Source organism: Rossellomorea sp. ABR4_004 (genome assembly GCF_056159585.1).
This window is the reverse complement of sequence record NZ_JBSWVM010000007.1, coordinates 52933-64736: the sequence shown is the minus strand read 5'-3', so window position 1 is coordinate 64736 and position 11804 is coordinate 52933. Positions and strand designations below refer to the sequence as shown.

At 44.4% G+C, this 11804-nt stretch carries 13 protein-coding genes; 11 read left to right on the top strand and 2 right to left on the bottom strand.

Annotated features, from left to right (window positions below):
• On the bottom strand, positions 1 to 673 hold a 673-nt coding region (locus tag ACXAF2_RS22505; RefSeq protein WP_475141958.1), incomplete at its 3' end, for a YitT family protein.
• Positions 674 to 917: 244 nt separating this feature from the next.
• On the opposite strand from ACXAF2_RS22505, the gene ACXAF2_RS22500 reads away from it, so the two are divergent.
• Both ACXAF2_RS22500 and ACXAF2_RS22495 read left to right on the top strand, forming a co-directional pair.
• Positions 918 to 1376 (top strand): MarR family winged helix-turn-helix transcriptional regulator, encoded by a 459-nt coding sequence (locus ACXAF2_RS22500; protein WP_475141956.1) that lies wholly within the window; start codon positions 918 to 920, stop codon positions 1374 to 1376.
• Positions 1377 to 1391: 15 nt separating this feature from the next.
• Positions 1392 to 2990, top strand: a complete 1599-nt coding sequence (locus ACXAF2_RS22495) for an MDR family MFS transporter (RefSeq protein WP_475141955.1) — start codon at positions 1392 to 1394, stop codon at positions 2988 to 2990.
• A gap of 39 nt (positions 2991 to 3029) precedes the next feature.
• Here the strand turns inward: ACXAF2_RS22495 and ACXAF2_RS22490 are convergent, their stop codons facing one another.
• Positions 3030 to 3938 (bottom strand): DUF899 family protein, encoded by a 909-nt coding sequence (locus tag ACXAF2_RS22490; protein WP_475141954.1) that lies wholly within the window; start codon positions 3936 to 3938, stop codon positions 3030 to 3032.
• A 363-nt stretch (positions 3939 to 4301) separates the two neighbouring features.
• Here ACXAF2_RS22490 and ACXAF2_RS22485 point away from each other — a divergent pair, with 363 nt between their 5' ends.
• The 9 genes from ACXAF2_RS22485 to ACXAF2_RS22445 all read left to right on the top strand — a co-directional run bounded on the left by ACXAF2_RS22485 (position 4302) and on the right by ACXAF2_RS22445 (position 11800).
• The gene (locus ACXAF2_RS22485; RefSeq protein WP_475141952.1) at positions 4302 to 5627 is read left to right on the top strand and encodes a phenylacetate--CoA ligase family protein; all 1326 of its coding nucleotides are present in this window, start codon (positions 4302 to 4304) and stop codon (positions 5625 to 5627) included.
• Between the two features lie 118 nt (positions 5628 to 5745).
• Positions 5746 to 6669 (top strand): 1,2-phenylacetyl-CoA epoxidase subunit PaaA, encoded by a 924-nt coding sequence (paaA, locus tag ACXAF2_RS22480; RefSeq protein WP_397548096.1) that lies wholly within the window; start codon positions 5746 to 5748, stop codon positions 6667 to 6669.
• A gap of 15 nt (positions 6670 to 6684) precedes the next feature.
• Positions 6685 to 7041 carry a 1,2-phenylacetyl-CoA epoxidase subunit PaaB gene (paaB, locus tag ACXAF2_RS22475; protein ID WP_113968566.1) on the top strand — a complete coding sequence of 119 codons (357 nt, stop codon included), beginning with the start codon at positions 6685 to 6687 and terminating at the stop codon, positions 7039 to 7041.
• Positions 7038 to 7856 (top strand): 1,2-phenylacetyl-CoA epoxidase subunit PaaC, encoded by an 819-nt coding sequence (gene paaC, locus ACXAF2_RS22470; protein ID WP_475141951.1) that lies wholly within the window; start codon positions 7038 to 7040, stop codon positions 7854 to 7856. Before paaB ends, paaC begins: the two co-directional genes overlap by 4 nt.
• 13 nt (positions 7857 to 7869) lie before the next feature.
• Complete coding sequence (gene paaD / locus ACXAF2_RS22465; protein ID WP_475141949.1) at positions 7870 to 8349, top strand: 1,2-phenylacetyl-CoA epoxidase subunit PaaD; 480 nt, start codon at positions 7870 to 7872, stop codon at positions 8347 to 8349.
• 42 nt (positions 8350 to 8391) lie between these two features.
• Entirely contained in the window at positions 8392 to 8700 is a 309-nt protein-coding gene (locus ACXAF2_RS22460; protein WP_113968569.1) for an EthD family reductase, read from the top strand.
• Entirely contained in the window at positions 8693 to 9472 is a 780-nt protein-coding gene (locus ACXAF2_RS22455) for an enoyl-CoA hydratase/isomerase family protein (protein ID WP_475141948.1), read from the top strand. The genes ACXAF2_RS22460 and ACXAF2_RS22455 overlap by 8 nt, the downstream gene beginning before the upstream one ends.
• Before the next feature lie 12 nt (positions 9473 to 9484).
• Complete coding sequence (locus ACXAF2_RS22450; RefSeq protein ID WP_475141947.1) at positions 9485 to 10258, top strand: enoyl-CoA hydratase-related protein; 774 nt, start codon at positions 9485 to 9487, stop codon at positions 10256 to 10258.
• A 24-nt stretch (positions 10259 to 10282) separates the two neighbouring features.
• Positions 10283 to 11800 (top strand): aldehyde dehydrogenase family protein, encoded by a 1518-nt coding sequence (locus ACXAF2_RS22445; RefSeq protein ID WP_475141945.1) that lies wholly within the window; start codon positions 10283 to 10285, stop codon positions 11798 to 11800.
• The last annotated feature ends 4 nt before the right edge of the window (positions 11801 to 11804 follow it).

The window sequence follows — 11804 nt, the reverse complement described above, 5'->3', positions numbered from 1 at the left end:
GGAGAGTGGCCCCTTTTTCAAGGTCGCCAACGATAAACTGCTTAATTTCCTCACTGTGCTCACTGATGATCACCACTTCTTTGTTTTCATTGAAAAATTGAAGGGTCCGGTCAATCATCATTCCTTTTAATAACAATCCAAAGAAGGCATACAATCCGATCTGCAGCCCGAAGAACCAGGCAGATGAAATGACAATGAGTATATCGGAAGCAAGGACTGCCCGTCCGAGATCCAGACCAGTGAACTTGTTAATAATCTTCGCAAGAACCCCTGTTCCACCGGCGGAAGCTTCTTGGTTAAAGATCATGGCGACACCAATGGCCCCAATGAGGGTGCCAATCACAATTTGGATAAGCACGTCATGGCCGATGGGATCGTAGAGGGGATGAAAAACCTCTAAACCCCAAACCATTCCACTTAATGAGAGGCTTGCGAAAACCGACTTCAGTCCGAAACTCGGACCGATCAGAAGTAAGCCGAGAATGAATAGGATCATATCAAGTGCCAACATGATCACACCGACAGGTAAGTCCATGAATTGTGACAGAACGATACCTGCTCCGCTCGTTCCGCCTGTACCGACCTTATTTGGCGATAAGAAGAAATGTATATTCAGCGCAATCAAGAAAGCGCCAAGAGTTATATTCAGTAAGGATTGAACTTGTTTCATCATGGAGCAAGCTCCTTTCAGTAACCGTAGTTGTAAAAACAATCAACCCGATTATAAAGAGTGAAAACTGGGATGTAAATGGTAAATCCACATGTAAGCATTTACTTAAAAAAGTTTTTATTATGGATTTTTTCTGACTTTTTTTCAACGGATGTTGGGGAGAAAAAATCGTTGACTTTTTTACATAACCTAACTAATATTTAAATAGGTTAAATATTAATGGCGTGAATAGAAATGGAGGAGCAGGATGGACCCGAAGCATATCCAGCATTCTTATATAGATCGTTTGTTCAATGCATTTCAAATCTCGAACAGACATATTCAACAAGATCTGACTTCTTCATTGAAAGAAATGAATTTAACAGGTTCTCAGTTTTATATTCTTTATCTCTTATCTGCATCAGAAGGTACAAAATCGACGGAGCTTGCAGATAGGCTGGACGTAAAGCCCAGTGCGATTACGGTCATGATCGACCGATTACTCAAAAATGACTTTGTCACCCGGGAAAGGGATGAAAAGGACCGGCGCATCGTGAAACTGGATCTAACAGCGGCGGGCCGTGAGGTTTTTGAGAAGGCGAAAGCCAAAAGAAGAGAAATTTTTTCCCACTATCTGGCTTATCTTGATGAAGAAGATGTCAATCAACTTGTCATGATCTATGAAAAGCTCGCTTCAGCCGTGGAAAATCTAACAACAGAAGAATAAGGAGAGAAACATATTATGTCCATACAACAAGGGATCAATAAACGCTTAGTTCTGACCGGCTTGATCATCGGGATGTTCTTTAGTGCCCTCGAACAAACCGTAGTAGGGACAGCGATGCCAACGATCATTGCTGAATTGAACGGGTTTTCCATTTTTGCGTGGGTGACCACGGCTTATCTGATCACTTCTACTACCGTCACTCCGATTGTAGGGAAGTTATCGGATTTATATGGCAGGAGATTATTGTATTTAATCGGAGTCATCATTTTTATCATTGGATCAGGACTGTGTGCAACGGCCACTTCCATGGAACAGCTTGTGTTATATCGCGGACTTCAAGGGATTGGTGGAGGAATGATCATGCCTCTATCCCAAACGATCATTGGGGATATCTTCACGGCTGAACAGCGCGCCAAGTGGCAGGGGGTGTTTGGAGCACTATTCGGCTTAAGCTCCGTTATCGGTCCATTTATTGGAGGCTTTATCGTTGATACAATCAGCTGGCACTGGATTTTCTTGATTAACGTACCATTTGGTTTATTATCTGCGCTTCTGTTGTTCATCGGTTTGAAGTATGAAAACGTTGGACGCCCGACAGATAAGGTGAGCATTGATTATTTAGGGATTATTACCTTGATTCCGGCGTTAGTGCTTTTACTGATAGGGTTGAATTTCGGAGGAGACAAATTCGAGTGGACGTCAGGAACAAGCTTTCTGATTTTTGGTGGTTCCATCGTGTTACTGCTTCTATTTGGTTTCATCGAAAACAAAGCAAAAGAACCAATCCTGGATCTAAGCCTGTTTAAGAACAGAGTGTTTGCGACGACGAATGCGTTAGGTTTCCTGCTTGGTCTAGGAATGTTTGGAGCGATTATGTTTGTACCGATGTTCATGCAGGGGATTCTCGGAGTTACACCAACCCAGGCAGGTTCTACGATGACTCCAATGATGATCGCGATGATTATGGCAAGTATCATCGGAGGCAGATTATTACTGAAACTGAAATACCGCACCGTCCTTACGGCAGGTATGCTCACTACTGTAGTCGGCTTCTTCTTGATGAGTACGATGGGTCCGGATTCTAAAGAATATACAGCATACTTTTTTATGGTGGTCATGGGATTTGGAATGGGTCTGGTGATGCCAACACTTATGATTGCTGTCCAAAATGAATTCCCTAAGTCCCGATTGGGGGCTGTCACATCATCGGCCACCTTCTTCCGTTCGATCGGTGGAACGATTGGGATTACAGTATTGAATGCCGTTATGAATCAATCACTTCAAGAGAATATGAAGGAAGTGACGGCACAGCAGGATAATCCAGCTGCAAGTCAACTCCTTGCAGGGTTAAGTGAGAAAACAGATGCTCTGTTCGGACTGCTTGTAACACCAGGTTTACTGGATGTTCCGAAAGAGGTAGGCAGCATCGTGATTGCTTCCATTGAAACAGCATGGTCTGATGCCTTCACAACGGTATTCTTAACAGGTTTAATCTTTATCGCGATTGGCGTGGGAGTAGCCCTGTCAGTCGGAAATGGAAGAATTAAACGAGATAAAGAGTTGCAGGAAGAAGCGATCCAAGAGGAGACAACGCTTAAACCGGCAACTGAATAATAATAAAAGCTTGCTTTGAATGTCAAAGCAAGCTTTTTATTAGTTGGTTTTACGGACTTCATACAAATGAAACTTCAATCCAAACGGATCAGATATCATTTCACTCTTCCCATGATAGACGTGATCAACTTTACAGCCGCTGTCCAGAAGCTTTTGCTTGCTTCTTTCAAAATCATCCACAGCAAATTCGAAATGCACGGTGTTACGATCACTATCTTCAATGAAGAAATTCCGACCATTCATCGATAGCTTGGTTTCATTTAGTCCCCGCTCATCAACTTTCATTCCAATGATGTTCGTGTAAAATTGAATCGCCTCATGGTAATGGTTCACTCCAACGGCAACATTATGAGTGAGCTGAAAGGATGAACGATGGTTATGCTTCAGCTGAGGGACAAAATCGTCTGATGGTGCCTGTAATAGATCCAGTAAGGAATAAATGACACAATATTCGTCTCCTGGTCCGAAGTAAGCGGAGCTGCAATGATAAATCATTCCTTCTTCACTTTTCTTGAAAGTGGACACCCCTGGCATGGAGGTTTTCTCGTTTTTAAACCCGAGATCTTGTGAAAAAGTGTTTTCTTTCGATGATACCAGTGGAAAGGACCACCCTTTTGAAGACGCAAAGTCTTCTTGAACGGCCGGGTCGTCTGGAGAGGATAAAACAAATTCACAACGACTTAACAAATGATGATACACCCCATTAAAGCCATCCCCCCACATGGAACAATAGCGGCAATTCCTCCCCATGTTATGAATGATAATCAGTTCATCCTTGTCTTTGAAAAGCTCCTCTAGTGTAACGGTTTTCTGGTCAGTTGTTAAAAAGAGGTAGTTTTCAACCTTTTGCGACGTTTGTTCTTTGCGCAGCTGTGCAAGAAGCTTTTTCTTTTCCATGATTTCCAACTCTAAAGCCTGGATCAGTCTTGTTCCTTCGTATGTGGTCATTTTTTAGCCTCCTTGTTATATGTAAGATTTCTCTATTGGTATGGGATGTCCTTCTTTTGGGGTGAACCTTTGGTGTATAGGGAAGGAGAATAGTTGGTGAAAATGAACGGCGGAATTTTTAATTTATCGGCGAAACGGATTCTCTCACCCCTTTATGCCCGACTCCAATAAAGATACCTTTTCACAAGCTCGCTTCTCACCTATCCTTAACCGAATTTTCTTTGAAGGAATTTTCTGAAAATATATTGACAATTTTCTGCAAAACCGTTATCTTGTGAGTAGATAAATATAACACATAATTACATAAACGAATTAATAACGTTATATAAATATATTTTTATATAGTGACAGGAGGCCGATACGTTGATTTTGCATGAGATTGAAACTGCCAGTCGATCGCAAATGGAACGCCTTCAACTAGAGAGATTACAACATATTGCTGCTTATGTGTATGAACGAGTCCCCTTTTATCGTGAGCAATTTGACCGAAGAGGTTTGAAGCCACAGGATATAAAGTCTTTGTCAAACCTTGAAATGTTACCGCTTACAAAAAAGAAAGATTTACGCGATCATTACCCTTTTGGCCTGTTCGCGGTCAAGCGTGAAGAAATGGTAAGGGTCCACGCATCTTCCGGAACAAGCGGAAAGCCAACGGTTGTAGGGTATACCCAAAACGATATCAACATGTGGGGAGAAATTGTGGCCCGGGCCATTGCCATGTCAGGTGGAAAACCGGGGGATGTCCTGCATAATGCATACGGATACGGACTGTTTACAGGAGGTTTGGGACTTCATTATGGAAGTGAGAAGCTTGGAATGATCACAGTACCGGTATCAGGTGGAAACATGTCCAGACAAATCACTTTGCTGGAAGACTTTCAGCCGACGGTCATATGCGGCACACCGTCCTATGTACTCAATTTGGCAGAAACAATGGAAGCACTAGGGAAGGATCCGGCTTCACTATCCTTACAATATGGAATATTCGGGGCAGAGCCCTGGTCGAATGCGATGAGAAAAACGTTGGAGAAAAAGCTCGATATTAAAGCATGTGACATTTATGGATTAAGTGAAGTCATCGGCCCGGGGGTTGCCATGGAATGCCACGAAGCTCAGGATGGCCTTCATATTGCAGAGGATCATTTCCTGGTGGAGGTCATAAACCCTGATACATTAGAGCCTTTACCAGAAGGTGAAGTCGGTGAGCTTGTGTTTACAAGTTTAACGAAGGAAGCCTTTCCGATCATCCGTTATAGAACCGGTGATATTGCTTCGATTACACACGGTAGATGCTCGTGTGGAAGAACGACGGTGAAGATGTCACGTGTTAAGGGAAGAGTGGATGACATGCTCATCATCAGGGGAGTGAACGTGTTTCCATCAGAAATGGAACACTTCCTGCTCCAGATAAGTGAGCTTGCACCACATTATCAGGTTCACTTAAAGAAAAAAGGGGCACTCGATTTGGTGGAGTTGCAGGTTGAGGTCACGGATGAATGCTACCAAGGAATGTCTCAAGACATAAAGCATGAAGCAATCAATCAATTAGAATCAAAAGTGAAAAGCCTCATGAAAGACCGTTGCTATGTTTCCATGGATGTGAAAATCAGGGGACCGAAAGAAATCCCCCGTTCAGAAGGGAAAGCCATCCGGATTGTGGATCTTAGAGGAGAAGCCATGTTTCAATAAATTTTTTTGAGAAAAATAGTTATCACACAATATAGCGACAGCGTTTCAACTGTGTGATAAAGGAGGAGCTACAGTGAGTGACGTATTATCAAATCAACACCTGACGGAAGAAGAGCGTATGACTCATTTTATGAAAAAGATTGAAAATGATGAAAAGATTGAAGCGGATGATTGGATGCCTGATGAGTATCGGAATGCACTGATCAAGCTGATATCCATGCATGGAATCAGTGAAATCATGGGGGCACTTCCAGAGAAGGAATGGGTACCGAAAGCACCTACACTAAGAAGGAAGCTTGGAATCATGGCGAAGGTTCAGGACGAGATGGGCCATGGACAGCTTTTGCTTCGTGTAGCGGAAGATTTAATGAAGCCTTACGGGAAAACACGTGAGCACATTATGAGAGATTTGTTTTCAGGAGATTTAAAGTTTCATAACGTCTTTCACATGGAGGCACCTACCTGGGGAGACGCTGGATTGATCGGCTGGCTTGTGGACGGGGCAGCGATCATTACACAGACGAATATGCTCCATGCTTCATACGGTCCATATGCCCGGGCGCTGAAGCGGATTTGTGCGGAAGAAGTGTTCCACGCACAGCATGGTGAAGCCATCATCATGGCTCTGGCAGAAGGAACTCCCGATCAAAGGGCATTAGTTCAGGATGCAGTTGACCGCTGGTGGGAATCGCTTCTTATGTTCTTTGGACCTGGTGATGCGAAAACCACAGGTTCCTCTAAACAGGACATCACCATTAAATACAACATCCGTACGAAAACAAATGAACAGCTGAGACAGGACTTTTTCACGAAATATGTTCCAAGGATGCTGTCGTTAGGACTGACTCTTCCCGATGAGACGATGTACTTCGATGAAGAACAGGATTTATGGATCTATAAGCAGCCCGACTGGAACCGCTTTAAGGAAATCATTCGGAACAAAGGTCCGAAATCAAAGGATCGCCTTCGTTTAAGAGAATTATCCTACGACAATAATGCGTGGGTTCGAGAAGCATTAAGCCCTAGTGACCAAGTAAGCTAGAAGGGGATGAGTTGGATGTCTGACAAGGGGCAGAACTTTTATCAGGAATTTGAAGTGTTTAGTAAGAGGACGGACGGGGCGCAGATGCAGCATCAATTCAGTCTGTTAGCACCCAACCATGAGCTTGCCATGGTGATGGCTCAAGAGAATTTTATGAGAAGAGAGCCGGTCTCGGATATATGGGTTGTGAAGCGGTCGGACGTCCGGATGATGACACCCGAGGAAAGAGAGAGTGTCGGTCGTCTTGATAATAAAGATTACCGGAACGCCAAAGGCTACGGTTATCTGAAGAAGAAGTGGAGACAGTACGAACAGGAAATGCTCGATGAGAAAGAAATTATGTCATGGGGAGAGTTGGTGAAGAAGAAATGAAAGTGAATAGACCAAATGACATCCCGAACGAAGATTATAAAGAAGCGCTTCTGGGCCTTCTCTATCAACTGGCCGACGATGATTTCATCCTTGCTTACCGTGGGTCTGAATGGTTGGGGCTCGCTCCTCATATTGAAGAAGACGTCGCGTTTTCATCGATTAATCAAGACACGATGGGGCATGCCACAATGTTCTATCAGCTCCTGGAAGAGTTAGGGGAAGGGGATCAGGACCATCTTGCACATGGAAGGAAGGCGTCAGAACGAAGGAATGCCATTCTGCTGGAAGAAGTGAATGGACCCGGTCACTACTTGCAAGAACCCCGTTACGACTGGGCCTTTGCTGTTGTAAGACATTATTTTTACAGCGTCGCCAAAAAGGTACGGATTGACTCATTAAAGAACTCCTCCTATGAACCACTTGCCGAAATGGCGATCAAAATCAACACAGAATTATATTATCACCTGCTGCACTGGAAAACCTGGTTCATTCAATTAATGAATGCCGGCGGTGAAGCAAGGGAGCGAATGAATAAGGCGATTGAACGAGTATTGGATGAATTTCAGGGAGTGCTCACCCTTGGGCCAAATGGAAAAGAGATGTCTCTTATGGCGCTGATCGAAGGAGAAGAGAATTTATCGAAGCGATGGGAGCTTGCCCTTCAACCGGTCTTCCAAACGACTCAACTATCCTTTCCTCCGAAGGTAAGCATGAAAAAGGGGAATGGACGCTTAGGTGAACACACTCCTGAACTGGATACGGCACTTTCTACATTAAGCGAAGTTTATAACACAAATCCCGCAGCAAGCTGGTAAAGGATGAAGGAATATGACTGCAACCGTTTTAGAAGTTCTTCAAACAGTGAAAGATCCTGAAATTGATTCCATCAGCATTGTAGATCTTGGAATGGTCAATCGCATACACAACCAGGAAGATGCCCTGATGATTGAACTCCTGCCAACCTTTGTAGGCTGCCCTGCATTGGAAATTATTAAAGGGAATGTGGAGAAGGCGTGTCGGGATCAGCTTGGAATTCAATCCGTACAGGTTCAGTTCGTATATTCTCCTCCCTGGACATCAGACAGGTTAACCGAAAATGGCCGGGAGAGACTGAAGGAATTCGGCATCGCACCCCCGCCTGAACAATTCAACGGGGAAGAAGAATGGGAGATTCACTGTCCATATTGCGATTCCCCCTATACGTCAATGGAGAATCTGTTTGGTCCCACCGCCTGCAGAAGCATTCTATACTGCAAGCAATGCCGCAACCCGTTCGAAGCCATGAAACCAATATCGACAATGATGTGAAGTATCTATAAAACTATTGAAAATCAAAGGAGAGATTCCACTATGGTAAAACTAATCGCATTGTATAAGCATCCTGAAAACAAAGAGAAATTTGATGAGCATTACTTCAATACCCACGCTCCAATCACGGCAAAAATTCCAGGTCTTAAAAAGATGGATGTAACGAAAATCGTCGGTTCACCCATGGGTGGAGAAGGCAAATACTACTTAATGTGCGAAATGTATTATGACAATCATGAAGCGATGAAAGCAGCCATGAAATCCGATGAAGGCAAAGCATCCGGGAAGGACCTTATGGGCTTCGCCGCAGAGTTAGTCACTCTTATGATCGGTGAAGAAGTGAATGAGTAAAGAGTACGAATATATCGTAGTGAGCGAGAGGGACGGACTTGGTTTTATTGAATTGAATAGACCTAAAGTTCTGAACGCCATCAATCGTCCTATGGTATCGGAGTTAGTCAATGCTTTCGAGGCATTCGACCGGAACGACAGTGTGAAAGCAATAGTTTTATCCGGTAGGGGCAGAGCCTTTGCTGCAGGAGCAGACATTGATGAAATGGCGGAAGACGGTGCCATAGATTTAGAGCTCTTGAATCAATTCACCGAGTGGGACCGCCTTGCCTGGATCAAGAAACCGATCATTGGAGCGGTCCAGGGGTTTGCCTTAGGAGGCGGGTTTGAGTTAGCTCTTTGCTGCGACATTCTATTCGCTTCTGAGGATGCAAGCTTCGGATTCCCTGAAGTGAATCTTGGGGTCATGCCTGGAGCGGGTGGAACCCAGAGGCTCACCAAGCTGATAGGGAAATCAAGAGCGATGGAATGGTTACTGTCGGGAGACATGTTTACAGCCACGCAGGCTCTTGAATGGGGAGTCATTAACCGAACAATCGCGAAGGAGTTATTAATTGAAGAAACCGAGAAGTTTGCGAAGAAATTAGCTGCCAAACCACCGCTTTCCCTGCGTTTGATCAAAGAATCTGTTCATAAAGCCGTTGATTCCTCGATTTATGAAGGGATGCAATATGAGCGGAAGAACTTCTATCTTCTCTTTGCCTCAGAAGATCAGAAAGAAGGCATGAAAGCTTTTGTGGAAAAACGCAGACCGGAATTCAAAGGGAAGTAAGGGGGCTGCATCATGTTCGAAACCATTAAATATGAAGTGAAAAATAACGTAGCATGGATTACCTTAAATCGCCCGGATAAACTGAATGCTTTCATCCGTCAACTCAATTTGGAAATCCAAAAGGCAGTGAAGGACTCCTCTCGAAATGAAGAAGTGAGGGCCATCGTGATCACGGGTGAAGGCCGGGCTTTTTGCTCGGGGCAGGATTTGAGTGAAGTAGATGAATCAATGGATCATGGAGAGGTGCTTAGAAATAACTACGGACCGATGGTGAAAGAAATCGAACAGTGTGAAAAGCCGGTTATTGCAGCTGTGAATGGAGTGGCGGCAGGAGCGGGATTCAGTTTGGCCCTTGCCTGTGACTTCAGGCTGGTGTCCGAGAAAGCGAGCTTTGTGCAAGCATTTGTGCATGTCGGTTTAGTTCCGGACTCAGGGAATCTTTATTACTTATCAAAGATTGTTGGCTACGCAAAAGCGTTGGAACTGGCGGTGTTTGGAGAGAAGATAAAGGCGATCGATGCAGAAAAGCTGGGTCTTGTCACAAAAATCATATCACTTGAAGAGTGGCAGGAAGAGACGGCTGCATTTGCCGAAAGAATCGCCGCCTTGCCGACGAAAGCAATCGGCTTGATGAAGCGCTTATTAAAGGGAAGCGCGGACTTATCCTTCCACGAATACTTAGAAAAAGAAGCCTATGCCCAGCGGATCGCAGGAAAGACAGAAGATCATCGAGAAGGTGTAATGGCTTTTATGGAAAAAAGAAGACCAGCCTTTCACGGAAAATAATTCAATCAAAAAGGAGATGGAGTTATGTCTACAGTAAAAGAGCAAAGCTTTGAGGTCCTTGAAATGAAAAGAGAACATTATTCATTGGTGATCAACGGTCAACGTATGGAAAGTGGTTCAGGTGAAACCTTTACGACGTACAATCCAGCGACAGGTGAGGCAATTGCCACTGTTTCACTGGCATCTGTGGAAGATGCTGAAAAAGCGGTTGAAGCAGCGAGGAACGCGTTTGATTACGGTAAGTGGAAGAAGTTCCCGATCAATAAGCGTTCCCGTGTACTCAATAAAATTGCAGGCATTATGAGATCACGCTTTAATGAACTTGTCTCTCTTGAAATCATGGATAGCGGGAAATCACTATCCGCTGCACAAGGTCAAGTGATGCAAGCGATCGAAGACTTTGAATTCTATGCAGGAGCGATCGTGGGCCATCGTGGCACGGTCAATAATGTTCCGGGTCAATTCATGAATGTTGCCGAGAAAGAGCCGGTCGGGGTATGTGCCCAAATCATTCCGTGGAATTATCCATTGATGATGGCAGCGTGGAAAATTGCGCCGGCGATCGCGGTAGGCTGCTCGGTTGTCGTAAAACCTGCAACTCTTACACCGCTGACAGCCATCGTACTTGGTGAAATCTGTATTGAAGCAGAAGTCCCTGAAGGTGTTGTTAACGTCATACCTGGTGCAGGTTCTTCTGTCGGCAATTACTTAGTTGAGCATGAAAAGGTTGATAAAGTAGCCTTCACAGGTTCCACTCCTATCGGTAAAAACATCATGGAAAAGGCGTCTCAAACCCTAAAGAGAGTCACTCTGGAATTAGGCGGGAAGTCACCAAACATCGTATTTGAAGATGCAGATGTAGATGCAGCAGTGGATGGTTCCCTGTTCGGAATTTTCTATAATACAGGTCAGTCCTGTGAAGCACGCTCCAGATTATATGTTCACGAAGACATTTATGATGAGTTCATGGAAAAATTCGTTGAGAAGACAAAGAAGCTGAAACTGGCTGACCCCCACGATAAAGGAACTCATATCGGGGCGATCATCAATCAGGATCAGTTGGACACGATTGACGGATATGTTCAATCTGCCAAAGAAGAAGGAGCAACGATCTTAGTAGGGGGAAGCCCTGCGAAAGTAGAAGGATTCGAAAAAGGGTATTGGTATGAGCCGACCATCATTACAGATGTGAATCACGACATGAAGGTTGTAAAAGAAGAAATCTTCGGACCAGTTGTGGTGGTAATGAAATTCAAAGATGAAAAAGAAGCGATCAAAATGGCCAACGATAGCGAATATGGTCTCGGTTCAGCGGTATGGACTCAGAACCATGGCCGTGCGACAAGAGTATCGAAAGCGATCCAAGCCGGGATCGTGATGGTGAACTGTCCGTTCTCCGCATTCCCGGGTACTCCATTCGGTGGCTACAAACAGTCCGGATTCGGCCGTGAGCTTTGCATTGAAACGCTCGATCTTTACACAGAAACAAAGAGTATCATTTCTTACTTCGGAAACCGTCCGTTAAATCCATTTGGTGTGTAAGAAG